Genomic DNA, 24,480 nt, shown 5'->3' with positions numbered 1-24,480 from the left:
TTTTAAACCTCTAGTTTCTTCAATTCATCATAATTTCTATTAAGACGCTTCAATAATATTCCATAGATCAATCTATAGAACAACCAGAAAATCAATATAATCACTCCTGTAACTAATGTGGTAATTAAATAAAGTACTAGCATTTGTCCAGAATCCATCGATGCAACTTGGTCATGAAACTCAGGATTTTGATTAAACTCAAAATACAAAGACAAAGGGATTGAAATAAAGATCATTACCAAATTGAAAATAACATAGTACTTAATCACCTTCCGGGTTCTTAAAATACTTTCCATCAATTTTTTTGCATTGTCCGTTATTGAAATGGATTTATAAGAATTGTATAGTAAGTATATAAATAGAATTATTACGCCAAAGCTTAAGAATGAAAGGCCCACAAATAGAGGGTTTTCATAGCTAGCTTCAAGTTTTTCTCGATAAGAATCTGATAAAAAGTAAGGTAAAGTATTTACAAGTATCCAAAAAGCAAATTCCGCTATACTTATATAAAACAATGTTTTTATAATAGAGGACGACTTTTTGTGAAGCATCGAATAAATATCCGAATCTGCAAAAGTGTTAAATTCAGGTTGCTCCTTCTTCCAGTCCTTTTTTAATAATTCTAACTCATCCATATTTTACGGATTTAAGATTGTTCTCAATTTCTTTTTTACACGGTTCATTTTAACTCGTGCATTTACTTCAGTAATACCCAAGGTTTCACTTATCTCCCTGTAATCTTTGTCTTCTAAATACAAGAATACCAAGGCTTTTTCAATGTCATTTAATTGATGTATCGCTGTATACAAAAGCTTTAATTGCTCTTCTTCCGTATCATCATATTCTTCAGCTTTGATTTTAAACTGAATATTATCAAACTGTTGTGTGCTTATTCTTCGCTTAGACTTTCGATATAATGTAATAGCAGTATTTAAACCAACACGATACATCCAAGTACTAAATTTTGAATCTCCCCTAAACTTAGGGTAAGCACGCCACAATTGAATTGTAATTTCTTGAAACAAATCGTTGTGAGCATCTACATTGTTCGTATACAAACGGCATACCTTATGCACAATGTTTTGGTGCTTTTGCAACTGTTCAACAAAACTATGTTCGAGCTCTTTGTTCAATTGATGATTTTGGTTAGTTACACCATTAGTAGTTATACCTTGGTGTTTGTTACATTTATTTTTAAAATTCCTAGTACAATTAAATATTGTGCAATAGCATAAGTGAGCATCACAATTATATTAGCAAATGGCAATTCTTTATGGAACTTATTGATGGCCAATGAACTATCTGAAATAATAAATACAATTGCACCTATGAGCACTAGTAAATAACTCAAATTTGAAACCATTGATTTTCTAAGAAATGCAGTAGCTGCCATACTAAGAATAATAACTATATAAATTATAACAGGAATAAACATTTCACCTAAACCATCTTTGAGTAAAAAGAATAAACCACTTGCATAAATGATAAGTAGTAGTAAAAAACCTATTGGTGATCTTTTATTATTTCTGTGCTTCAGAAAAACAATAATATACATTATATGTGCCAACAAAAATGCAATTAAACCTAATGTAAAAAAGTCAGTACTTTGATTAACAAACATCAATAAAATATCACCTAATAAAGAAAATCCTAGTGCTAACAAGGTTGTTTTTCTTATGCCACCTGATAGCTTGTGCGAACTATTAATGAACAAGACCATTAGGCTAATTACAATAGCTGGTTTCGCTATATAGTGTGCCAATGCTAATTCTGGCACTGAACCAGTAATTAATTCAAATAAAACTATAATAAAGAATAGTATAGTAAACTGCCTTTTTGTACTTGTTAGCATGGGTTTTATTTAGATTCTTGTGCCAAAGATATTCAATTCATCCTCCTTTTATAACAGTTCGGTTAAAATGAATTTAGAAACACTTAAAAATGCCTCAATTTTGTATCACAATCAAAAACGAACAGTATAAATCAATCAATCAATGAAAACGCTAATCACTTTAATAACTTTCCTTTTCGGAAGTATTATTTATGGGCAAACTACCATATCTGGTAAAGTAACAGATAACAAGAATCAACCAATACAAGGGGCTAATGTTTATTTAGACGGGACTTATGATGGTGCTACAACTAATGAAAATGGAGATTTTCTGTTTAGCACAGATGAGGAAGGTCAACATGCTCTAATCATTTCTTTTTTATCCTTTGAAACAAAGACATTAATTGAAGATGTAACAAAACTAAATCAACTAATAATTAAATTAAGAGAAGATGTAGAAACCTTAGATGCCGTTGTACTTAGTGCAGGTACGTTTGAAGCCAGTGACAACAGTAAGGTATCGGTTTTAAAACCACTTGACGTTGTTACAACTGCAAGTGCATTGGGAGATTTTGTAGGAGCATTACAGACCTTGCCAGGCACTTCTAATGTAGCTGAGGATGGAAGATTATTTGTAAGGGGTGGAAGTGCTGACGAAACACAAATATTTATTGATGGTATTAGAGTATTTACACCGTATTCACCAACAACAAATAATATTCCTACTCGTGGTAGATACTCACCATTTCTATTTGATGGTATTACATTTTCTACTGGAGGATATTCATCAGAGTTTGGTCAGGCCTTGTCAAGTGTATTACTACTAAATACCATTGACGAACCAGTTCAAGAGAAAACAGATATTGGAATAATGACTGTAGGAGCCGCTTTGGGTAATACTCAGAAATGGGAGAAATCTTCATTAAGTTTTAATGCTACATATATAAACCTTGCACCATATTTAGCAGTATTTGAGGATAGAAACGATTGGGAAACACCATATACAGGTGCGCAAGGAGAAATGGTCTTTAGACAGCGTTTAAATAAAGGTATGTTAAAGTTTTATGCAGCTTTTGATACTGCTAAATTCAAATTAACACAAGAAGATATTAATTTAGAAGACGGACTAGAATTTGGTTTAAACAACAACAATTTCTATTTAAACACATCATATAAAGGTGTTTTAAGTGATACTTGGACATTAACTTCTGGATTGAGTTATACATTTGCTAATAATGACATAGATGTTGAAACAAGTGACATTACAAACACTGAAAACTCTGCACACTTAAAATTAAAACTTAAGAAACGATTTAGTAGCAGATTTAAATTAAGTTTTGGAGTTGAACAATTCCTAACCGATTTTGATGAAACGTTTGAAGAAAGTACAGTTTCTGAGAATTATGGTTTTAAAAACAATATTACGGCAGGTTATGCTGAAGCAGATATTGTCTTCTCTAAGGAATTAGCACTAAAAGCTGGGATTAGAGCAGATTATAGTTCAATTTTTAACCAAACTGATATAGCACCTAGATTGGCATTAGCCTATAAGGTTTCTGATAATGGACAGTTTTCATTAGCCTATGGTGATTTTTTCCAGAACCCAAATAATGATATTCTTAAATTTGAGCAAAACGTAAAAGCACAGCAAACCAAGCACTATATTCTAAATTATCAATATGTAAACGATGGTAGAATATTTAGAGCTGAAGCTTATAGAAAAGAATATGATAACCTTGTTAAGTTTGATACCGAGTTTGAAGGCTTTGATAGCAACTATAGCTCTAACGGATTTGGATATGCTCAGGGAATAGATGTTTTTTGGCGAGATAATACCAGCATTAAAAACTTAGATTATTGGCTTAGCTATTCATATTTAGATACAGAGCGTGATTATAGAAATTTTGAATATGCAGCACAACCAAATTTTGCAACTAATCATAACTTATCAGTAGTAGGTAAGTATTGGATAGATGATTGGAAAAGCCAAATTGGTTTAGCATATAGCTATTCATCTGGTAGACCTTACACAGATCCTAACACTAATGATTTTTTAAGTGAGCGCACAAAGCCGTTTAATAGTTTAAGTCTTAACTGGGCTTATTTATTAGATCAACAAAAAATATTGTATTTCTCTGTGAATAACGTTTTAGGATTCAATAATATCAATGGTTATCAATATTCAAACACACCAGATATGAATGGTCAATTCGATAGAATGGCACTTAAACCAGCTGCAGATCAATTCTTCTTTGTAGGATTCTTTTGGACTATTAGTGAAGATGGTACGGATAATCAATTAGACAATCTCTAAATTGTTAAAATGAGTCTTCAGTTTCAAATATGACTTTTGTCATAATTCTTACGCCGTATGATGATTAACTTTATGGTATTAAATTAAACGTCATGGAACTCAAAAAGAACCCAAAAGCCAATGTAGGTCGAAACAGCAGTTTATATTTTGCTGTTGGCTTAAACGTAATGTTAGTTCTTACTTATTTAGGACTAGAACATAAGACTTACGATAAATCTAGTACAAAGATTGATATCTTAATGTTAACAGAACAGCTAGAAGAAGATATTCCTATAACCACGATCAATATTCCACCTCCACCACCTCCACCAAAAGCAGTAGTTTCAGAGTCTATTACTGTGGTAGAGGACGTTGAAGATGTTGAGGAAACTGTAGTGGAAAGTACAGAAATTGGACAGGATGACATTATTGAGGATGTTGTTGCAGTAGAAGAGGTTGAGGTAGAAGAAATTGAAGAAGATATAGAAGTACCTTTTGCAGTGATTGAGAGAGTACCTGTTTTCCCTGGATGTAAAGGAAATAATGCAGAATTAAAGGCATGTTTCCAGAAAAAAATGCAAGAACACCTACATAAAAACTTTAGATATCCTGTAGTAGCTTCAGAATTAAATATTCAAGGTAGAGTATTTGTATTCTTCCTAATTGATAAAAATGGTAAGGTTACAAAAATAAGAAGTAGAGGTCCGGATAAGTTATTGGAAACTGAAGCAGAAAGAATCGTAGGTTTACTTCCTCAAATGAAACCAGGAAAACAACGTAATAAGCCAGTTGGCGTGCCATACAGTATACCAATTAACTTTAAATTACAACAACAATAAACTAAATTATAAAACTTGGTTTAGAATAATTTGATTGATGATGAAACCCCTTGAAAAAGGGGTTTTGTTGTGTGTTATGATTTGTTTTTTAGATAATACCAATTGATCAGTGAACCTTCAAAAGTGAATGTTCCATCTGGAATAAATCCTATTTTTTTTAAAATTTTATTGGATACCACATGATTAACATCAGCACAAGCATTTATTTCATTTAGCCTTAATTCATTAAAACCATACTCAAGAGAACCAATGGCGGCTTCTGTAGCATAACCATGTCCCCAATATTTTTCCTTAAGCCTGTATCCCAAATCATAATAATCAAACTCTTTCCGCAGTTCCCTTTCAAATTTTACGCCTGACCAACCAATAAATTCGTTTGTTTCCTTACTTATCATGGCCAATCTTCCAATACCAAATTTCTCGTATTGCTTCAATACATTTTTAATTTGATTTTGGCTTTCTTCTATTGATTTTACGGGGTTGTTTCCCAAATATTTATGGACCTTAGGATTAGAATCTAATTCAAATAAATCGGTTGCATCCGATTCTGTTAGACGCCTTAAGTAAAGGCGTTCAGTTTCTATTAAATAACTCATTTCCACTTAATATTACAGCCCATACTTGGTTTTTGATTCTGATTTATCGGTGAATTATTAACTAGTCCATCAATAGCACTCCTGAGATCTTCGCCAGTAACAGGAATTCCATTTCCTGGTCTAGAACCATCCAACTGGCCAGCGTAAACGAGATTTAAATCACTATTAAATAAAAAGAAATCAGGTGTACATGCGGCATCATAGGCTTTTGCTATATCTTGTGTTTCGTCATATAAATATGGAAAAGGGTAGTGGTTATCTATGGCATGTTGCTTCATTTGGTCTGGACCATCTTGAGGATAATTTACAACATCATTGCTTGAAATAGCAATACAGTTTATCCCTTTTGATTGATAATCATTTGCAAGCCTAACAAGTTCTTCATTTACATGAATCACAAACGGACAATGATTGCAAATAAACATAACTAAAGTTCCTGTCTTTCCCTTTAAATCTTGCAATGATTTTATTTTGTTGTCCTTTGTGTCAACAAGAGAAAATTCAGGTGCTTTTGTGCCTAATGGTAGCATATTAGAAGGTGTTAAAGCCATTGTATTTTTATAGTTTTATTTATTAATTTTAGTGAATGGATAAGATAATAACATTTGAAGACTTTACAAAGGTAGATTTAAGGGTTGGTACTATAACTGAGGTTAATGATTTTCCAAATGCGCGTAAACCTGCTTATCAGCTCACAATTGATTTTGGTGATCTTGGTTTTAAAAAGTCTTCAGCACAAATCACAACTCTTTACAAAAAAGAAGAATTACTTAATAGACAGATTGTTGCTGTTGTCAATTTTCCAACAAAACAAATTGCAAATTTCATGAGCGAGTGCTTAGTTATGGGAGCAGTGAAGGAAAATGATGTTTTTCTTTTGCATCCTGAAACAAGGGTTAAAAATGGAGCTCAAGTATCTTAGAAATATTATTCCTAAAGCATAAATCTATCCTTACATTTCATCCCTAAAGAAAATGGCATTCATTAGAAGCCTATTGGTGCCATACCAAAATGCTCTAAAGTTTGTATTGTCGGTGAAACCAATAATTTTTCCACGTCCTAATCTGCCAATTTTTAAAGGTACGCTCAAACTTAAACTATCTAGGTTTTCTTCAGAAATATAACCACTTAGCAAAGGGGTTTTAGTGTATTGAATAGGATTGTTATAACTGTTTTTATCTGCATTGATAAACAATGTTGTGTTTCTAAACATTGGCAATTCATCACTTGTCACTCCAAAATTAATCGGATGCGATCTATCTATACTCGTGTTAAAGATGGCACCACCTATGACTTGAGCACCTCTAAAATCACTACGTTGCTCAAAACTGATATTCTTCGCTTTCAAATTATTTCGTTTTTTGAAATTAATTTTCATTAATTCCTTACTATTGATCCAGCGAAGTGCATTTCGATATGCTACAAGTGTGCCACCATTTTCAATCCAAGACTTCATTTTTTTGGTGTTACTTTCACTTAACCCTGAGTTAGAATTTACCATAATAATGGTATTATATCTACTCAAATCAGCTCTACCTAAATTTCTGGTATCGATTTTTGTTGCAACAATATCATATCGTGTATCTAACAAATGCCAAATTTCACCTGCATCATAAGAGGTCATTCCATCACCAACCAATAAAGCAACTTTTGGTACCTCTACTGTTCTAAAGTTACGGCTACCAAGGTCTATACCTTTGTTCTGACCAGTTGATACTGCATCAATAGTTATATGGCTTTCTTGTGCCAAATCACTTAAAGTTGTATACAGTTCTGAAGTACTAATATTTTGATTTTTAGCTGGAATTAATATTGTGCCATAATCATAGGACTTGCCATTTGCATTAAATCGCTTCATACTAACTTTAGCTCTAATTTCTTTTTTAAGTAAGGCGTTAAGCAGTTTAGGCGTGTAATATTCATGCCATTCAAACAAATAAGCATATTCACTTTTTGAAGTTACACCACCTGTGTTTAATTGTAAGTCAGTTACAACATTACCAGCATTTGCAATTGTAGTCTCGGCATAATCTAAATTGAATGCAAGTGGAAAGGTCCATGCCGATATATCGTAAAATAAACTATCTTGAAATGTGGTGCGTTTCTCAAACATAGCATTTATCAGCCTAGTGTTTTTTTGATTTTTAGGTACAATAAACGCATTACCTTTTTTGAATGATTTACCGTCTTCAGAAAAATCAGTTTTCAAATGATGAAATTTGATTTTATGTCTTTTTAGAATTTCTCCTAAATGATATGTTCTAGCCGCATCTTTAAAATTTCCAAAAACAATGGCCTTGTTACCTTGCTTTTTGGCTTCATTTCTAGCGTTTTTGTAAAAGTTGTGTTGATATTCTAAAATGCTCTTTCGCATATTCTTGGCTGCCTTTAAAGTTGACAATGCTGTAGTGAATTGATTGCGAATCGTAAACGGAAATGTAAGAATACCATTATCGCTCTCTTGCACATGTCCACGGGAACTTGCCTGTTCAAATAGAATTCCTATACTACCATTAATATCAGGGAAAGTAGAGCCTTTACCATAATAAAAGTCATCATAGCTTTCTTCAGAATAATATAAAGAGCCAATGTTGTCTAATGCCTTAGCATGATAGGTGCCAATCTCCTTAGTTAACTCTTGATTTAATTTTGGCGTTAAGGGATGTGTTCTAGATGGTATACCAGGTTGAAAGAAAAAAGTAGCATTTGTACCCATTTCATGGTGATCTGTTAAAATGTTTGGTAACCAGTTGTGAAATGTGTTGATACGTGCTCTAGACTCTGGTAACTGTACTGGTAGCCAATCTCTGTTCATATCAAACCAATAATGATTGGTACGTCCACCAGGCCAAACTTCAGAGTACTCTCTATCATTTGGATCTGGATTTAGATTCATATTCCTATTTGTATTTGCCCAATAAGCAAAGCGTTGTAATCCATCAGGATTATAAGATGGGTCAAATAATATAACCACATTGTCAAGTAACTCATTTATTTCTGGACCTTCTGCTGCGGCCAAATAATATCCTGCTAAAAGTGATGCATTTGAACCACTAGGTTCATTACCATGTATTGAAAACCCTTGGTAAACAACTATTGGTCTGTTTTGGGTATCTGTATTGTTAGATTCGGTTGCATTTAAATGCTCTTGTTGTATCTGCTCAATATTGCTATGATTTTTTGTAGATGTTATTGTAAGTAGGAGTAACGGCCTGCCTTCAAAAGTCTCCCCTCTATTTTCAATAGTTATTCTATTAGAGGCATCAGCAAGGGCATACATATATTGTACTAATTTATCATGTGTAATGTGCCATTCTCCAACATTATGACCAACTATACTCTGAGGTTTTGGTATACTAGGGTTATATGTGACATTTTGTGGTAAATAGTAAGATAAATCGGTTTGGGACTGTGAGAAAAGTAGGGTAGTAGTTAGGAAGAACAATAAAATACTTCGTAGCATAATAATTTAAGTTGGTTAGGTTATAAAAATAAAAAAACCGTTACGCAACGTAACGGTTTTTTATTTTAATTTAACAAAAGTGTCTACTAAATATCGTCAAAACTGATATCTGTAAAACTTTCGGTAGTTGGTTCAGTATCTTGAGGAGTTTTGGCTTCTTGCTGAACGAAGTCATCTTCTCTTTTGTAATCTTTTTGGTGTCTTTCGCTAATTACTTCTTCCCCTTTTTCATTAATGATGTAATCCGTCATTTCACCTAAAATTTCTCTAAACTCAGTAAAGTCTTCCTTGTAGAGATAGATTTTATGTTTTTTATAATGAAACGAACCATCGTCATTAGTGAATTTTTTACTTTCCGTAATTGTTAAATAATAGTCTCCAGCTTTAGTAGCTCTTACATCAAAGAAATAAGTACGTCTTCCAGCACGTAGCACTTTAGAAAATATTTCTTCTTTGTCCATCATTCCATAATCACTCATATATCGTTTGTTTAAATTCTATCCAAAAATCTAAAAAAAATGTAAACTAACAAATAATTTAACGCATTTCTTTTTCGGAGAGTTGTTTTGTGTAGAGCTGCTTATAATAGCCGTCTGTGTTTACTAAGGATTCATGGTTTCCTGTCTGAATAACTTTACCGTCCTCTAATACAATAATGGTATCCGCATTTTTAGCAGAAGAAACTCTATGGCTAACAATTATAGTAGTTTTATCCTTAGTCAGTTTTACCAAATTTTTGAGAATTTTTTCTTCAGTCTCGGTATCTACCGCAGAAAGACAATCATCAAATAACAATATATCTGGTTTTTTAATAATTGCTCTTGCTATGGAAACCCTTTGTTTTTGTCCACCAGACAAGGTTATACCACGTTCCCCAAGTATGGTATCATAACCTTTTTTAAATCCTACAATGTTTCGATGAACTCGAGCATTTTTTGCGGCTTCAATCACTTCTTCATCCGTAGCATCCTCTTTACCGAACTTAATATTGTTTTTTATAGTATCTGAAAATAAAAATGCGTCTTGTGGTACGTACCCAATACTTTCTCTTAGGCTATTGAGGTGGAGTTCTTTTATTGATTTGCCATCAATTATAATATTGCCATTATCAATATCATACAAACGACCAATTAAGTCTAATATAGTTGATTTGCCCGATCCTGTTTTTCCAAGAATGGCTAGGGTTTTTCCCGAATCAATCTTAAAACTGATGCCTTTTAGTGCTTCAATATTTGTATCTGGATATACAAATGAGACATTGTTAAATTCAATATCACCTTTAATAGCTGTTGGTGATTCTGCAAAATTCTTTATATCTGGTTCGGTTTTCAAAAACTCATTGATACGTTGCTGTGAAGCCTCGGCTTGTTGTACTAAGGAGGTTACCCACCCAACGGTTGCAACAGGCCAAGTAAGCATATTTACATAAATGATAAATTCTGCAATGGTACCTATATTTTCTATTTCACCATTCATATACTGCAATCCACCAATATAGATTACAATTAAATTACTCAGGCCAATTAATAAGATCATCAAAGGAAAAAACAAGGCCTGTACTTTAGTTAAATTGATTTGCTTCTGTCTGTTTTCTGAAGAAAGACCTTCAAATTCAGTATTTGTTCTGGTTTCAATACCGTAAGATTTAATAACCGATATTCCGCTGAAAGTTTCTTGAGAATAAGTTGAAAGAGTAGACAAAGACTCCTGTACTATTGTACTTCTTTTATTTATAAGACGACTCAATTTATATATTGAAATTGATAGTATTGGTAACGGCAATAAAGTGTACATTGTTAGTTTAGGTGCGGTGTTAATCATGTAAATTAAAGCCACACAAAACAAGGTAATAGTATTCATAGTGTACATTATTGCTGGCCCAACATACATGCGTACTTTACCAACATCTTCACTTATGCGATTCATTAAATCACCTGTTCTATTGGACTTGTAAAAGTTGAGTGAAAGCACCTGATAATGCTGATATATTTCGTTCTTCAAATCATACTCAATATATCTCGATACGTTAATAATGGTTTGACGCATTAGAAACGTGAACATACCTGCAATAACTGCTGCGCCAACTAAATAAAGAATATTGGTTATCAATTCAGACTTAAAAACTTCATAAGATATTTTACCATAAAATCTATCAGAAACCACGTTAATTGAAGCGCCTACTAATCTAGGCGTAAAGAGTGCAAAAATTTTAGCTAGAATGGTAATAATTATACCAATTATTAATCGATATCTGTACTTAAAAAAATACTTATTAAGATGCTTGAGTGCTTTCATGTTGCATTTGGTCGGTCAAAAGTATTACGATAATCCTATTTAATCGTTAATATTTTGCTAATCCTCTAGTATTGGTTTAAATTTACATGTTGTTTTTATACAATTTTTAATATCCTAAAATCTCAATATGACTTCAGAAGTTATGGACTCGAAAGATTTGTCAAAAGTCGATCCGGTTTTTGGTCAAGCATCTTTTGATAATCACGAGCAAATTGTCTTTTGCAATGACAAAGATACTGGTTTAAAAGCTATAATTGGTATTCATAATACCGTTTTAGGACCTGCATTAGGAGGTACCAGAATGTTACCATATAAGAATGAGTGGGAAGCATTAAATGATGTATTGCGTCTCTCTCGTGGCATGACATTTAAATCTGCAATTACAGGATTGAACCTAGGAGGTGGAAAAGCAGTTATTCTTGGCGATCCTAAAACACAAAAAACACCTGAGTTAATGAAGCGATTTGGTGAGTTTGTACATTCACTAAATGGCAAATACATTACAGCAGAAGATGTAGGAATGCATACTGAGGATATGGATATTGTAAGGGAAGTTACACCTTATGTTACCGGAATATCTGAAAGTAAAGGCGGTGCTGGTAGCCCGTCTCCAATAACTGCCTATGGCGTATTTATGGGAATGAAGGCGGCAGCTCAATTTAAGTACGGTTCTAATATACTAGAAGACAAAAAAGTATTTGTTCAAGGTATAGGTAGTGTAGGTGAAGCTTTGGTTGAACATTTGGTTAATGAAGGTGCAGAGGTATATATTACTGACATAAATAAGGAGCGATTAGAATTTGTGAGTAATAAATATCACGTTGCTATTTATGAAGGTGATGATTTGTATAACGAAGAAATGGATATCTATGCACCATGTGCATTAGGAGCTACTGTTAATGACGAAACCATTTATAGATTAAAGGCAGATATTATTGCAGGTGCGGCAAACAATCAACTGGTAGAAGAAACTAAACACGGCAGAATATTACAAGAAAGAGACATTGTATATGCTCCAGATTTTTTAATTAATGCAGGTGGAATTATAAATGTTTATGCGGAGTTAGAAGACTATGACAAGCAAGAAATAATAAGAAAAACCGAAAATATTTATAATACCACTCTTGAGATTTTAGATAGTGCTAAAGCAAATAATCTTACCACTTTTGAAGCGGCTTACAAAATAGCAAGTGAGCGTATTGAAACTAGGAAACGAGAAAATTCTAAATAATTTTTTTCAGAATTAAATAATAGTATTTTTGCAAGGTGAATCACAAGATGGTTCACCTTTTTTAAACACCATATAAGAAGTTCTTAAACATGCTAAACAGAAGACACATCAGAATTAAAGTAATGCAATCATTGTACGCTTTTAATGGTACTGAAAGTGATGATCTTACAAAAGATGAAAAGTTTTTACTTCATAGTATAGATAGCATGTACGACTTGTATTTATCAATTTTAGCTCTACTCACAGCAATACACAAGAAGAGCAAGGATTATCACCAAAAACTTCAGAACATACATTTAGCCACAGAAGATGGCGTGGAAAACAGTTCTAATTTTGCCAACAACCAATTCTTAGAATTAATTAGTGGCAATACATTGTTGCAAGAAACTATAACTAAAAAGAAATTGGACTTTTGGGATTTGGATTCAGAATATGTGGATATACTTTTTAAGTTAATTCTGAAAAGTAAGATCTACAGTGAATATTCTGGCAATGATTTTAATAATGATAAGCAGTTTGTTTTAGACATATATTCAGAAATTATTGCTCCAAACGATAAGCTTTACGACTATTTTGAAGATAAGCGTTTGACTTGGGTAGATGACTTACCTGTAGTCAATACATCCTTGATTAAAATATTTAGAAAATTAAAATTCAATGCTCCTGAAACGGCTTTATTACCTGAGCTTTACAAGGATATGGACGATAAAAAATTCGCAACAGAACTACTAAGAAAAACATTATTGAATACTTCTAGTTTTAGTGAAGAAATTGCCAAGAAGACCACGAATTGGGATTCAGAGCGGTTAGCAAGTTTAGACGGTGTGCTTCTTAAAATGGCGATATGCGAATTTCAGAAATTCCCATCAATTCCTCAGAAAGTAACTATTAATGAATATTTAGAGATTGCTAAGGAATATTCTACACCCAAAAGTAGTTTATTTATCAATGGTATTTTAGATAAAATCGTTAAGGAATATCAGACTAACAATTTGCATCCAAAGTCTGGGCGTGGCTTGAGGTAAAGCGTATTTTCTTACAAAAAATCCAGAAGCACCTTTAAAAGTTTTAATTGGTTGAAATAATTATTAACTTCGCAACCCACGAATAATCATAAATTTAAATTATAAAGTGATGAAAAAAGTAATCTTAGGACTTAGTGCATTATGTATGGTAGCCTTTACATCATGTAAAGAAAATGCAGCAAGTAAAGTAAAATCAGAAAATGTTGCCGTAGCGGCAGAAAGAGATGCTAACGCAGGTAATTTCCCTGTAATTGCATTAGACAAAACTACACACGACTTTGGTACTATCATGGATGGTACTCCTGTTGAGACTATTTTTAATTATACAAATACGGGTAACTCAATGTTGGTTGTAAGTAATATTAAAAGTACTTGTGGATGTACAGTACCAAATAACTGGACAAAAGAAGTTGCACCAGGAGAATCTGGTCAATTTACTGTAAAGTTCAATGGTAAAGGAAATGGAAAAGTTTCTAAGTCATTAACAATGACAACAAACACAGAGAAAGGTAAAGAAGTTGTAAAAATTACTGCTATGGTTCAGAAAGATCCAAACGCACCAGTTCAAGCAGCTGGAAAAGCAAACATCAACCCTTTATCTACGACTAAGACATCGACTCAACCTGGTCACGAAGGTCATAACCACGACTAAATATTAATTAATGGAAGGATTAGGATCTTTTTTACCATTTATTGCAATTTTTGCTGTGATGTATTTCTTTATGATTGCACCACAAATGAAACGCGCAAAACAAGAAAAGAAATTTGCGAGCGAATTAAAACGCGGTGATCGTGTAATTACCAAAAGTGGTATGCACGGCAAAGTTGTTGATCTAAACGATAAAGACAATAGCTGTGTTATAGAAACACTTGCAGGTAAGATTAAGTTCGATCGTTCTGCGATTTCTATGGAAATGAGTAAAAAACTAAATACAACTGCTGTTGCTAAGAAATAACAGTTTGTAATTAAGATATAAAAAACCCGCTTTTACAGCGGGTTTTTTTATTAGCAGTTTTTGTATTTGTCGTTTAGGCCTACACCGTTTAAAATCATTGGTAATATTTTTTCAATACGTGAAAGTTTGGTGGCCTCTCGTTTTGCGGTTGAGATGTACTCGCAATACTCGCGTTGTTTCCCAGGAGTTAATAATTTGAATGCATGGCTAACATCTTTATTGTCTTTAAAAATATGTTCTAATGCCGCTGGTACTTTTATAGGCTTTGTATTTCTGGTAGGTTTAATTTCTTTTCCTATACGCTGATTTTCAATCGCTTCTTTAATGTATTCTAATAAAATAGCTTCATTGATTTGATCTTTATGCGTAAATCGCATTTGCCTCAAGGCTTTAGTTTTATTCTCTTGAGCATTAATTAATAGGTTGTGTTTGTCCTTTAAAAACACACCATTATAAAACCAAAGTCCAAAGTGGTTTTTAAAGGCGCTAAACCCAACGACGTTCTTTCCATTGAGCATATAAGTGGGTGCACTCCACTTAATCGTTTCAACGAGCTCAGTTTTGTTAATAATGGATCGAATCAATTTTAGTTCTTCACCATAATGAGAGTTTTCTTCTATGTATTCCTCAACGGAATAGATTTTTTTCATTTTGAGAATATTCTTTAGCTATATTTTGTGGCTGTTAATTCAGCTACTTTACAAATAACTTCAACTGCTTTTTGCATACTTTCTACAGGTACATATTCGTAACGTCCATGAAAATTGTGTCCTCCTGCAAATATGTTTGGGCATGGTAATCCCATATAGGATAGTTGAGAACCGTCGGTTCCGCCTCTAATAGGTTTTATTAACGGTTTAATGCCTAGGGATTTCATTGCTTCTTCAGCAATATCTACAATATGCATTACTGGTTCTACTTTCTCTTTCATATTAAAGTACTGATCTTTTAATTCAATTGAAAAAATGTCAGATTCAAATTTTGTGTTTAAATCATTCACAATCTTCTCCATTAAAGATTTACGAGCTTCAAACTTTTCTTTGTCATGATCCCTGATTATATATTGAAGTGATGTTTCTTCAACCTTTCCTTCAATTTTTGTCAAATGAAAAAAGCCTTGGTATCCTTCAGTATGTTCTGGCGTTTCTAATCTTGGTAATGAATTTATAAATTCAGTAGCATAATACATTGAATTTATCATTTTACCTTTTGCATATCCTGGATGAACAATTTTTCCTTTAGCCTTTATAACTGCACCAGCGGCATTAAAATTTTCGTATTCTAATTCCCCAATCTGGCTACCATCCATAGTATAAGCCCAATCAGCACCAAATTTATCAACGTCAAATTTATGAGCGCCTCTTCCTATTTCTTCATCAGGAGTAAATCCTACTCTAATTTTACCATGTTTAATATGTGGATTGTTTATAAGATACTCCATTGCGGTGACTATTTCCGTGATTCCTGCTTTATCGTCAGCTCCAAGAAGTGTTGTGCCATCTGTTGTTATCAGAGTTTTACCTTTATATAATAATAAATCTTCGAAATAACTTGGGGATAAAACAATGTCCTGTTTTTTATTGAGAACAATGTCTTTACCATCGTAGTTTTCAATTATTTGTGGCTTAACATTAGCTCCTGTAAAGTCTGGTGAAGTATCAAAATGCGAAATAAAACCAATGGTAGGTACATCATAATCTACATTGCTTGGCAGGGTAGCCATGATATAGGCATTTTCATCTATAGAGACGTCACTCATACCAATGGTTTTGAGCTCATCAACTAGTTTATTTGCTAAATTCCATTGCTTTTTTGTACTTGGTGTTGTGTTAGAATTTGGATCTGATTCTGTATCTATTGAAATGTAGCTTATAAATCGGTCTATAATATGTTGCATGTTTATTGTTTTTATCAAAATAATAATAGTCAATTGTCATTTAATATAAAAGCCTTGAATTTCAAGGCTTTTAAAATATTATTTCCTGAACGTTACAACAGGTCGTTTGGCGTGATTTACGATATCTTCCGAAATACTACCACCAAAGAAATGACTTAAACCCTTTCTGCCATGAGTAATCATAGCAACTGCATCAGCATTAATTCGTCTAGCATAACTTAATACGCCATCCTCCACATTATGGTCTGCTATGAAATCAATATTTACGTTTTTGTCCTCAAGTTGAGATAATTTCATAAATTCAGATACTCTTTCATCAATTTCATCAGAACTCAAGAAACTTAAATTAGGTAAATTAACGTGGAGAAGAATTACATTTTCTGATAGTTGGTTTAATAATTCAAGACCAGTTTTTACAGCAGAAATACTTTCTTCCATAAAATCGGTAGCCATAACTATATTTTTAAATTCTACCGATTCAGGTTTAGTTTTAACCACCAAAACAGGAATTTTACTATAACGAACTACCTTTTCGGTATTTGAACCCGTAAAAATTCCATCATGTTCACTATGCCCTCGAGAACCCATTACAACCAAATCTGCCTTTTCATAATTAGCAACATCCGAAACTTCTTTTAAAACTTTGTGATGTTTAATCAATGGTGTTATATTGACTCCTTCTAAATATGGCTTATCTAAAAACTCTTCAAACCTTTTATTGGCCAACATTAACATAAATGCAGTTTCTTCATTTCTTGCATTACTAGATGATGATATAAGTGATTCAGAAAGTTCTAGCATATGCATTACAATTAATTCTGCATTATGTTTTTTAGCTAGTGCCGCACCTGTTTCTAAGGCATATTCTGAATGGATTGAAAAATCGACAGGAATAATGATTTTTTTCATGATTGTGTTTATTAGTTATATGTCAAAGTTAAGAATTACAATGGTATAAATTAATGACAAATGACAGTTTATTCTTATTTAATTAATATGTTCTTGAGTCAATAAAAACTAATAAGAATGTTATTTTTGTACAGCAAATTAGCACTACATGTATAAAACTATAATTAGACCTGTTTTATTTTTATTCGACCCAGAAAAAGTACATTATTTTACATTTTCATTAATTCGGAATTTATCAAAAATACCAGGTGTCAAAAGATTGTTTAAAAGCTTATATCAGATTGAAAACCCAATATTGGAGCGAGAATTGTTTGGGCTCAAATTTAAAAATCCTGTTGGATTGGCAGCAGGTTTTGATAAGGACGCTAAACTGTTTAATGAATTATCAAATTTTGGTTTTGGATTTATTGAAATAGGCACTCTAACACCTAGACCACAACCTGGAAATCCAAAAAAGCGTTTATTCAGATTAAGGTCTGACTCAGCAATTATAAATAGAATGGGTTTTAATAATGGTGGTGTAGAAGAGGCAGTGACAAGGCTTAAAAAGAACAAGGGTGTATTAATTGGAGGTAATATTGGCAAGAACAAGATTACGCCTAACGAAAATGCAATTAAAGATTATGAGATTTGCTTTGAGGCTTTGTTTAATTATGTAGATTATTTTGTTGTTAACGTAAGCTCACCAAATACGCCAAATCTAAGGGCGTTGCAAGATAAGGAACCCTTAACAAACCTTTTAAAAGCTTTGCAGGTTTTAAATTTTGGCAAGGCGGAATCTAAACCAATACTTCTAAAAATTGCTCCAGATCTAACGGATGAACAATTAATGGACATCATTGATATTGTTAAAACTACTAAGATAGATGGTGTAATTGCAACCAATACCACAATCTCACGTAAAGGGCTTACAAGTGCGAATAAATCAGAAACTGGAGGATTGAGTGGTAAACCCTTAACAAAACGATCTACTGAAGTAATTAGATTTTTAGCTGAAAAAAGTAATAAATCATTTCCTATAATTGGAGTAGGTGGTATTCATTCTGCGAACGATGCTTTAGATAAACTTGATGCTGGTGCTGATCTGGTTCAACTTTATACTGGGTTCGTTTATGAAGGACCAAAACTTATTAAAAATATTAATAAAGCAATAATAAAAAAGGCGCAGTAAATGCGCCTATTTATATTTCAAATAGTCTGCTAATCTTTAATAAATGATAAGACCTGACTAGAATTGTCTCTTGTAAGTTTGATAAAGTAAATACCTTCCTTTAAATTTTCAACATTTATGTTTAAATCTTGATTTGAATTTATTTTTGACGTTTTTATTTTCTGACCAAGTGCATTAAAGATTTCAAAATTATCAGGAAGTATTTTCGATTTTACAGTGAAGGAATTTGAAGCTGGATTAGGGTATAGGTTAATCTCCTCATTACTAAATTCATTAACGCTAAGTACGCCATTAAAGAAATTATTTGTAGTACCACTGCTAAAATTACCACCACTCGCCAATAAAGTATTATCATCAGCCTTTAACTCATAATTTCCATTCCCTGAAGCACAGCAAATGCCATCTCCATAGCTATCATTTATTTCAAACTTGTAGCATAAATCAGGGTTGATTGTAAACGTTTCCGTTTTTGTTGTAAAATCATCAACGCCTTCGACGTATGGTCCTCCAGAATACAATACATTTCCGTCTCCATCTAAAAAGTTCCATGATGTTTCAGCTGGCCAATCGTCTAGTGTTAGGCTCAACTCAATAGTCGTTGTACTAATTTCTTGTGCTCCAACATTGATATATTGTGCTTTAACCTTACTTATATTGCTCGAACCGTTTGATACTGTTAATGCTACATCATAAGCGCCAACACCATTATAAGTATGTGTTACATTTTGGGTGTTATAATCTACAATGTCATCACCATCTACATCCCAAGACCAAGACGTAGCTCCAACACTATTATCAGTAAAACTAACTGTGAGGTCTGTTCCACAAGTTTCGGTTTCATCTGCAATAAAATCAGTACTAAAACTTGGGCATGCCATACTTTCTCTAGAAACTTGATAAATAGCGTTAATTCTGGCATATTGTTGCGGTGAAAATAATGATCTACATCTTTTACGAGAATAAGACATAAAGTTTAATGGATCTGGCTGATAAATCTCTCCATTAGCATCTTGACTAGTAGTATCAGTATAATTGCAATCTACATTAACATTGTTCACTCCCAATTTTGGATCGGCAGGAGTATCACATATGAAGTCACCAGTACTTTCGCAATTAGAACCATCTACGAGCTCTTGAGTAGAGTTAAAGACATTGCTGTTGCCGTGGGTATGCGATAATGCAAAGAAATGTCCCATTTCATGAGATAAAGTACTACCATTGGTCGTACAACTATTTGCCATTAAAATAGTCTCAGGACCACCAGGGAAATAAGCATAGCCACAAAGACTACCTCCAGAACTACTTGTTATTGAATTTGTAAAATATATGTTTATTACACCGTTGACGTTATGAACTGAGGTCATTAACGACTCTTCAGCCTGTTCATAAGTATAATAATCATCACTATTGATATAATTTATTCCATCGCACAAAAAGAATTCTATCCCTGCATTTATATAAATTGAATTCATGGTAGCCATTGCATCATTTAATTCCATATCAGTTAAACCACCTGTCCCATCAGATTGTCTAATAATATGTGCCTTAACAGGAACAGAACTTACAACTGTAGAACTTCTACCAGTAAGTTGGTTTTGTAGAAACTCAGTTTCTAATTGTTTTATCTGCTCTTTTATGGAATTATAATAGTTTTGATTTTCTTCTGTGAATTCAAATCCACATTCATCATTTTGAGAATAACTAGATGAGATTCCAATAAGTAAAAGCACGAAAAACAAGGTGAATCGGCGAAAGAATTTTTGGTTCATTTGGTTTTGTTTTTAATTTTCAAAGCGACCCAAAATAAGAAATTACGGACAATTATCAATTTAAATTCGATAATTCGCTTAATTCTTTAACAGTTTATCCAATTAAAAACTCTGACTTGATTTAATCTTGTCCTATTAAATATTATGGTTAATTAAAAATATTTTCATTTAACGTATTTTAGAGCAAAGTTTTGTTTTGAATATAGAAGTACTTTTTTCTTTTGCACTAGCCACATCTGCTCTGGCAATCTCTCCAGGTCCAGATAATATTTATGTGCTGGTACAGAGTATCTCTAATGGTAAGTCATATGGTTTGGCAACCGTTTGTGGTTTAATTACTGGATGTATAATACACACAACCTTATTGGCCTTTGGTGTATCTGCTATTATTAAGGCAAATGAAAATATATTTTTAGCAATAAAAATTTTTGGAGCTATTTATCTATTGTATTTAGCTTTTATGGTTTATAAATCAGATTCAGAGGTGAATCTTGAAGCTAATGGAGCGCCTAAGAAAAGTTTAAAGGCTCTTTTTGTACAAGGTTTTTTTATGAATGTGCTTAATCCAAAGGTTACCATATTTTTTCTAGCATTCTTTCCTGGTTTTCTATTCAGTGATTCCTTGAGTACTGTGATTCAGTTTTATATACTTGGAGGAATCTTCATGTTAGTATCCTTTGTTATTTTTTCTACTATTGCATTATTAGCTAGTGAAATTAAGACTTACACATTGAGTCATAAAAACTCAGGTAAGGTTTTTAAATGGCTTCAAATTGTTGTTTTTGTTGGAATTGCCATATTCATTCTAATATAAGTTATAGTTATGAATTGGAATGTCTAAACCTTATATTTGAGCAATGAATAAGCACGTTAAACTTATTGAATGCCCTAGAGATGCTATGCAAGGTATCAAGGATTTTATACCCACTGAAAAGAAGGTGCAATATATTCAGTCATTGTTACGTGTTGGTTTTGATACCATAGATTTTGGGAGTTTTGTTTCTCCTAAAGCAATACCTCAGATGGTAGATACTGCACAAGTTTTGTCGCAGTTAGATCTCAGTAAAACCAAGAGTAAATTGTTAGCGATTATAGCTAATACGCGTGGAGCAAATGATGCTTCAAAATATACTGAAATTGACTATTTGGGATTCCCGTTTTCGATTTCTGAAAATTTTCAAATGCGTAATACTCATAAGACCATTGCACAATCTGTGGTTACATTGAATGAAATCTTGGAGGTTGCTGATACATCCAATAAAGAAGTTGTGGTATATATATCAATGGGATTTGGTAATCCATATGGAGATCCATGGAATGTTGATATAGTGGGTGAGTGGACCGAACGTCTTTCGAAAATGGGTGTAAAGATTCTGTCCTTGAGTGATACAATTGGTAGCTCGGATGAGGAGAATATTACTTACTTGTTTTCAAATTTAATACCAAGTTATCCAGATATTGAATTCGGTGCCCATTTACACACTACACCTTCAACATGGTTTGAAAAGATTGATGCGGCTTATAAGTCTGGTTGTAGACGCTTTGATGGTGCCATTCAAGGTTTTGGAGGATGTCCAATGGCAAAGGATGAATTAACGGGAAATATGCCAACTGAAAAAATGCTTTCTTATTTCACTCAAAAAAAAGCACATGATCTTAATGCTATGAATTTTGAAAGTGCGTATAATGAAGCAACAAAGATATTTGCCAACTATCATTAAAATGAAAAGCGCTACTTTTTATCAAGTAACGCCTTTCGCCAATTAACCAATTTATATTTGTTAAAAACTAAACTCTAACCCTAGATTTGCTCCAAAAGGATGACCAGGTCTGAGACCAGCAGGAACTCTAGAAACTGCATAGACTTCATCTAACATATTTATAATATTCGCAGTTAGACTTAAATTTTTAGAATAGTGATATTTAGCAGAAAAATCAATTATAAAATTTGAAGCTACCAATGCATTATTTGGAATATCTCCAGAACCTGCAAGCGTTCTAAATTCACCATTGTATCGACCACTTAAGTTTATCTCGTATTTATTGTGTTCTAGTGAAATAATCGCATTAAACTGATGTGTTGGAATGTATGGCAACTGATCACCTTCATTTACTTCTCCCCAAACGCCCTCATTACTTCCAAAACTATTTAAGAACTCAGTATTAGTAAATGTATATCCAAAAGATACAGGCATTTTAAACTTAGAGTTGTGCGGTAGTAACTCATAATTTAAAAGTAACTCAAGTCCACTAACAGCTACTTCACCAGCATTAAATTGATCTAAAGAACCAGTACCTCCTGTGGCCGCTAAGTCGCTTCCTAATAAATTGCTATAATCATTGTAGAATCCTACAACTTCACCTCGTAACTGACCAATTGTAAATCGAGAACCTAATTCATAGTTTATGCTTTCTTCTGGTTTCTCACCTTCTTCACTACCAGGAGGAGAGAATCCTTTATGCACACCTCCAAATACAGTAACGTCATTTGAAAAGGCATAATTGAAACCAATTCCTGGAATAAAAATGTCAACTTTGTTTTCTCGGAATGCCAAATCACTGCCAGTTCTGGTTGGATCATCACTTCCAAAGTTTTCGCGTTGTAATACAATATTTTCATAGCGCACACCAGGTGTCAATGTTAAGTCTTTGAATTTTAATTTATACATTGCATAGGTTGCAAATGCTGTCGCACTGCTTATACGATTTCCTTGAGCTCCTCTTGGACCTAAAGACGTTCTAGACATCTCTTGGTTTATAATACTGTAACCATCCTCCCACTGAAATCGGTCTTCTTCATCATAATGATAGCGTAAACCAATCTCTATATCATGAAATGTGTTATCGCCATACCAATGATAATCTAATTTTGTCTGTATACCTTTTGAGTAATACACACGGTTATTAGCTTTCAATAAAAGTGCATCTGCAGCTGAATCTACATCACCACGTACAATGGCCATGTGATCTTCAAATTGAGAAGGGTTTCCAACAACATCAGCAATACGTTGTTTGTCACCGTTGAATACAACATCATCCAGTTTAAACCAATTACGTGAAAACTTGTTGTAATATCCATTTGTGGTAATTCTAAAATTTTTGGTTAAATCTAAAGTGTGAGTTAACATCAACTGAATTTGTTCAGCTGTCATTTTATCATCTTGTGACGACGCATATCTTCTATATGGAGAGGTTTCAAAGTCTTCTTCAGTTAAACCTAAATAGGTTTCATTTGAGCGTTCGTCATAATAATGAAACTTTGCTTCTAGGGCTTGCTTTAATTTTGCATTCGGATTAGTGTTGAATTTAAATTTAGCTGTAACTTCATTGATGTCAAAGCCGGTGTTACTATTATCCGGAAGATTTTTAAATCCGTTAGACCCAAAATTTAAATATTCGACCATATAACCAAAATTTTGCTTGCTGTCTCCAATTCTTGCTAAAATTTGCTGTGTATCAAAAGCACCGTAGCTGGCTCTAACTTCACCTTTTAACTTATTTGGGATTTGTGCAGAAATCATATTAATGGCACCACCAGTTGTAAATGGTCCAAATTGTACTTGACTACTTCCTTTTAAAATTTCTACAGCTTGCATACGGCCAACAGAAGGAAAGTAGTATGCGGCAGGTGCACTATATGGTGCAGGTGCTATGAGCACGCCATCTTCCATCAATGATATTTTTGCACTACGTTGAGGTGATGTTCCTCTTAGACTTATGTTTGGTCTTAAGCCAAAGCCATCTTCTTCGTAAAAAGTGACACCAGGAATACTTCTTAAAACTCTATTAATATCTGTATAATTGAATTTTTTGAGTTCTTCTGGAGATACATAATAAGCAGAACCGGTTCTATGTCGAGCAACGTACTTGTTCCCAAAAATGGTATTTGCATTCAATATAACTTCATCAAGTTTTTGAATTGAATCTAGTTGTGATTTTGTTTGATTTTCTTGAGCTTGTAGGGTTAATACTGTTACTAAACCAAGCAATGACAGGGCTAATTTTACTTTCATTTATTTAGACTGATTAAAAATAAATATTTATTCAATGTGCAAATTTATGACTGATTTTCGTTTTGTCAAAGTTTATTTAGAATAAATAAAAATAAAATTTACTAATATCTGATTTATAGATAATTAAAATGATGCATATAATGTGAGCATATATTCATTTAACCTTTAGTTGACATTAAGTAACCTAAAAAA

Annotated in this window: 23 protein-coding genes; 10 read left to right on the top strand and 13 right to left on the bottom strand. The window is 33.0% G+C overall.

Features of this window, described 5'->3' with window-relative positions; translation table 11 throughout:
• Nucleotides 1–2 precede the first annotated feature (2 nt).
• The 3 genes from LBV24_RS08815 to LBV24_RS08805 are packed head-to-tail and all read right to left on the bottom strand — an operon-like array spanning nucleotide 3 to nucleotide 1,852.
• Nucleotides 3–635, bottom strand: a complete 633-nt coding sequence (locus LBV24_RS08815; RefSeq protein ID WP_224478282.1) for an MFS transporter — start codon at nucleotides 633–635, stop codon at nucleotides 3–5.
• Between the two features lie 3 nt (nucleotides 636–638).
• A complete protein-coding gene (locus LBV24_RS08810) occupies nucleotides 639–1,133 on the bottom strand; it encodes an RNA polymerase sigma factor (protein WP_224478281.1) in 495 nt (164 codons plus the stop codon).
• Nucleotides 1,134–1,165: 32 nt separating this feature from the next.
• Nucleotides 1,166–1,852, bottom strand: coding sequence for a lysoplasmalogenase (locus LBV24_RS08805; protein ID WP_224478280.1), 687 nt, complete (start codon nucleotides 1,850–1,852; stop codon nucleotides 1,166–1,168).
• A 142-nt stretch (nucleotides 1,853–1,994) separates the two neighbouring features.
• On the opposite strand from LBV24_RS08805, the gene LBV24_RS08800 reads away from it, so the two are divergent.
• Entirely contained in the window at nucleotides 1,995–4,145 is a 2,151-nt protein-coding gene (locus tag LBV24_RS08800; protein ID WP_224478279.1) for a TonB-dependent receptor, read from the top strand.
• A 92-nt stretch (nucleotides 4,146–4,237) separates the two neighbouring features.
• Nucleotides 4,238–4,963: an energy transducer TonB gene (locus LBV24_RS08795; protein WP_224478278.1), complete on the top strand. Its 726-nt coding sequence runs from the start codon at nucleotides 4,238–4,240 to the stop codon at nucleotides 4,961–4,963.
• 74 nt (nucleotides 4,964–5,037) lie between these two features.
• On the opposite strand, the gene LBV24_RS08790 is transcribed toward LBV24_RS08795, so the two are convergent.
• Both LBV24_RS08790 and LBV24_RS08785 read right to left on the bottom strand, forming a co-directional pair.
• A complete protein-coding gene (locus tag LBV24_RS08790; protein WP_224478277.1) occupies nucleotides 5,038–5,559 on the bottom strand; it encodes a GNAT family N-acetyltransferase in 522 nt (173 codons plus the stop codon).
• The gene (locus tag LBV24_RS08785) at nucleotides 5,556–6,110 is read right to left on the bottom strand and encodes a thioredoxin family protein (RefSeq protein WP_224478276.1); all 555 of its coding nucleotides are present in this window, start codon (nucleotides 6,108–6,110) and stop codon (nucleotides 5,556–5,558) included. The genes LBV24_RS08790 and LBV24_RS08785 overlap by 4 nt, the downstream gene beginning before the upstream one ends.
• 35 nt (nucleotides 6,111–6,145) lie before the next feature.
• On the opposite strand from LBV24_RS08785, the gene LBV24_RS08780 reads away from it, so the two are divergent.
• Nucleotides 6,146–6,481, top strand: coding sequence for a tRNA-binding protein (locus tag LBV24_RS08780; RefSeq protein WP_224478275.1), 336 nt, complete (start codon nucleotides 6,146–6,148; stop codon nucleotides 6,479–6,481).
• A 30-nt stretch (nucleotides 6,482–6,511) separates the two neighbouring features.
• Here LBV24_RS08780 and LBV24_RS08775 read toward each other — a convergent pair whose 3' ends face one another.
• From LBV24_RS08775 to LBV24_RS08765, 3 genes are all read right to left on the bottom strand, one after another.
• Entirely contained in the window at nucleotides 6,512–9,022 is a 2,511-nt protein-coding gene (locus LBV24_RS08775; protein WP_224478274.1) for a M14 family metallopeptidase, read from the bottom strand.
• Nucleotides 9,023–9,108: 86 nt separating this feature from the next.
• Nucleotides 9,109–9,501, bottom strand: coding sequence for a PUR family DNA/RNA-binding protein (locus tag LBV24_RS08770; protein WP_224478273.1), 393 nt, complete (start codon nucleotides 9,499–9,501; stop codon nucleotides 9,109–9,111).
• Between the two features lie 58 nt (nucleotides 9,502–9,559).
• The gene (locus LBV24_RS08765) at nucleotides 9,560–11,317 is read right to left on the bottom strand and encodes an ABC transporter ATP-binding protein (protein ID WP_224478272.1); all 1,758 of its coding nucleotides are present in this window, start codon (nucleotides 11,315–11,317) and stop codon (nucleotides 9,560–9,562) included.
• A gap of 127 nt (nucleotides 11,318–11,444) precedes the next feature.
• Here LBV24_RS08765 and LBV24_RS08760 point away from each other — a divergent pair, with 127 nt between their 5' ends.
• From LBV24_RS08760 to yajC, 4 genes are all read left to right on the top strand, one after another.
• A complete protein-coding gene (locus tag LBV24_RS08760; protein ID WP_317196177.1) occupies nucleotides 11,445–12,548 on the top strand; it encodes a Glu/Leu/Phe/Val family dehydrogenase in 1,104 nt (367 codons plus the stop codon).
• Between the two features lie 89 nt (nucleotides 12,549–12,637).
• Complete coding sequence (gene nusB / locus LBV24_RS08755) at nucleotides 12,638–13,573, top strand: transcription antitermination factor NusB (protein ID WP_224478271.1); 936 nt, start codon at nucleotides 12,638–12,640, stop codon at nucleotides 13,571–13,573.
• Nucleotides 13,574–13,682: 109 nt separating this feature from the next.
• Nucleotides 13,683–14,225 (top strand): DUF1573 domain-containing protein, encoded by a 543-nt coding sequence (locus LBV24_RS08750; RefSeq protein ID WP_224478270.1) that lies wholly within the window; start codon nucleotides 13,683–13,685, stop codon nucleotides 14,223–14,225.
• A gap of 10 nt (nucleotides 14,226–14,235) precedes the next feature.
• Nucleotides 14,236–14,529: a preprotein translocase subunit YajC gene (gene yajC, locus LBV24_RS08745; protein WP_114300812.1), complete on the top strand. Its 294-nt coding sequence runs from the start codon at nucleotides 14,236–14,238 to the stop codon at nucleotides 14,527–14,529.
• Between the two features lie 50 nt (nucleotides 14,530–14,579).
• Here yajC and LBV24_RS08740 read toward each other — a convergent pair whose 3' ends face one another.
• The 3 genes from LBV24_RS08740 to LBV24_RS08730 form a co-directional block, all read right to left on the bottom strand.
• Nucleotides 14,580–15,179 carry a YdeI/OmpD-associated family protein gene (locus tag LBV24_RS08740; RefSeq protein WP_224478269.1) on the bottom strand — a complete coding sequence of 200 codons (600 nt, stop codon included), beginning with the start codon at nucleotides 15,177–15,179 and terminating at the stop codon, nucleotides 14,580–14,582.
• Between the two features lie 14 nt (nucleotides 15,180–15,193).
• A complete protein-coding gene (gene pepT, locus LBV24_RS08735) occupies nucleotides 15,194–16,426 on the bottom strand; it encodes a peptidase T (protein WP_224478268.1) in 1,233 nt (410 codons plus the stop codon).
• Between the two features lie 78 nt (nucleotides 16,427–16,504).
• On the bottom strand, nucleotides 16,505–17,335 hold the full coding sequence (locus tag LBV24_RS08730) for a universal stress protein (protein WP_224478267.1): 831 nt from the start codon (nucleotides 17,333–17,335) through the stop codon (nucleotides 16,505–16,507).
• Nucleotides 17,336–17,483: 148 nt separating this feature from the next.
• On the opposite strand from LBV24_RS08730, the gene LBV24_RS08725 reads away from it, so the two are divergent.
• Nucleotides 17,484–18,506 (top strand): quinone-dependent dihydroorotate dehydrogenase, encoded by a 1,023-nt coding sequence (locus tag LBV24_RS08725; RefSeq protein ID WP_224478266.1) that lies wholly within the window; start codon nucleotides 17,484–17,486, stop codon nucleotides 18,504–18,506.
• Between the two features lie 29 nt (nucleotides 18,507–18,535).
• On the opposite strand, the gene LBV24_RS08720 is transcribed toward LBV24_RS08725, so the two are convergent.
• Complete coding sequence (locus LBV24_RS08720; protein ID WP_224478265.1) at nucleotides 18,536–20,275, bottom strand: T9SS type A sorting domain-containing protein; 1,740 nt, start codon at nucleotides 20,273–20,275, stop codon at nucleotides 18,536–18,538.
• Between the two features lie 196 nt (nucleotides 20,276–20,471).
• Between LBV24_RS08720 and LBV24_RS08715 the strand changes: the two genes are divergently transcribed.
• A complete protein-coding gene (locus tag LBV24_RS08715) occupies nucleotides 20,472–21,089 on the top strand; it encodes a LysE family translocator (protein WP_224478264.1) in 618 nt (205 codons plus the stop codon).
• A 43-nt stretch (nucleotides 21,090–21,132) separates the two neighbouring features.
• The gene (locus LBV24_RS08710; RefSeq protein WP_224478263.1) at nucleotides 21,133–21,996 is read left to right on the top strand and encodes a hydroxymethylglutaryl-CoA lyase; all 864 of its coding nucleotides are present in this window, start codon (nucleotides 21,133–21,135) and stop codon (nucleotides 21,994–21,996) included.
• Nucleotides 21,997–22,056: 60 nt separating this feature from the next.
• Here LBV24_RS08710 and LBV24_RS08705 read toward each other — a convergent pair whose 3' ends face one another.
• Nucleotides 22,057–24,288: a TonB-dependent receptor family protein gene (locus LBV24_RS08705; RefSeq protein WP_224478262.1), complete on the bottom strand. Its 2,232-nt coding sequence runs from the start codon at nucleotides 24,286–24,288 to the stop codon at nucleotides 22,057–22,059.
• Between the last annotated feature and the right edge of the window lie 192 nt (nucleotides 24,289–24,480).

Source organism: Winogradskyella vincentii (genome assembly GCF_020166345.1).
In the GTDB taxonomy this organism is placed as follows: Bacteria; Bacteroidota; Bacteroidia; order Flavobacteriales; family Flavobacteriaceae; genus Winogradskyella; species Winogradskyella vincentii.
Note: the sequence above shows the minus strand (reverse complement) of the source record. Positions and strands in the feature narration are given on the sequence as shown.

Coding starts and splice junctions, on each gene's coding strand:
- LBV24_RS08815 (WP_224478282.1), bottom strand. CDS start 635: ATGGATGAGTTAGAATTATTAAAAAAGGACTGGAAGAAGGAGCAACCT.
- LBV24_RS08805 (WP_224478280.1), bottom strand. CDS start 1,852: ATGCTAACAAGTACAAAAAGGCAGTTTACTATACTATTCTTTATTATA.
- LBV24_RS08800 (WP_224478279.1), top strand. CDS start 1,995: ATGAAAACGCTAATCACTTTAATAACTTTCCTTTTCGGAAGTATTATT.
- LBV24_RS08795 (WP_224478278.1), top strand. CDS start 4,238: ATGGAACTCAAAAAGAACCCAAAAGCCAATGTAGGTCGAAACAGCAGT.
- LBV24_RS08790 (WP_224478277.1), bottom strand. CDS start 5,559: ATGAGTTATTTAATAGAAACTGAACGCCTTTACTTAAGGCGTCTAACA.
- LBV24_RS08785 (WP_224478276.1), bottom strand. CDS start 6,110: ATGGCTTTAACACCTTCTAATATGCTACCATTAGGCACAAAAGCACCT.
- LBV24_RS08780 (WP_224478275.1), top strand. CDS start 6,146: ATGGATAAGATAATAACATTTGAAGACTTTACAAAGGTAGATTTAAGG.
- LBV24_RS08775 (WP_224478274.1), bottom strand. CDS start 9,022: ATGCTACGAAGTATTTTATTGTTCTTCCTAACTACTACCCTACTTTTC.
- LBV24_RS08770 (WP_224478273.1), bottom strand. CDS start 9,501: ATGAGTGATTATGGAATGATGGACAAAGAAGAAATATTTTCTAAAGTG.
- LBV24_RS08765 (WP_224478272.1), bottom strand. CDS start 11,317: ATGAAAGCACTCAAGCATCTTAATAAGTATTTTTTTAAGTACAGATAT.
- LBV24_RS08760 (WP_317196177.1), top strand. CDS start 11,445: ATGACTTCAGAAGTTATGGACTCGAAAGATTTGTCAAAAGTCGATCCG.
- nusB (WP_224478271.1), top strand. CDS start 12,638: ATGCTAAACAGAAGACACATCAGAATTAAAGTAATGCAATCATTGTAC.
- LBV24_RS08750 (WP_224478270.1), top strand. CDS start 13,683: ATGAAAAAAGTAATCTTAGGACTTAGTGCATTATGTATGGTAGCCTTT.
- yajC (WP_114300812.1), top strand. CDS start 14,236: ATGGAAGGATTAGGATCTTTTTTACCATTTATTGCAATTTTTGCTGTG.
- LBV24_RS08740 (WP_224478269.1), bottom strand. CDS start 15,179: ATGAAAAAAATCTATTCCGTTGAGGAATACATAGAAGAAAACTCTCAT.
- pepT (WP_224478268.1), bottom strand. CDS start 16,426: ATGCAACATATTATAGACCGATTTATAAGCTACATTTCAATAGATACA.
- LBV24_RS08730 (WP_224478267.1), bottom strand. CDS start 17,335: ATGAAAAAAATCATTATTCCTGTCGATTTTTCAATCCATTCAGAATAT.
- LBV24_RS08725 (WP_224478266.1), top strand. CDS start 17,484: ATGTATAAAACTATAATTAGACCTGTTTTATTTTTATTCGACCCAGAA.
- LBV24_RS08720 (WP_224478265.1), bottom strand. CDS start 20,275: ATGAACCAAAAATTCTTTCGCCGATTCACCTTGTTTTTCGTGCTTTTA.
- LBV24_RS08710 (WP_224478263.1), top strand. CDS start 21,133: ATGAATAAGCACGTTAAACTTATTGAATGCCCTAGAGATGCTATGCAA.
- LBV24_RS08705 (WP_224478262.1), bottom strand. CDS start 24,288: ATGAAAGTAAAATTAGCCCTGTCATTGCTTGGTTTAGTAACAGTATTA.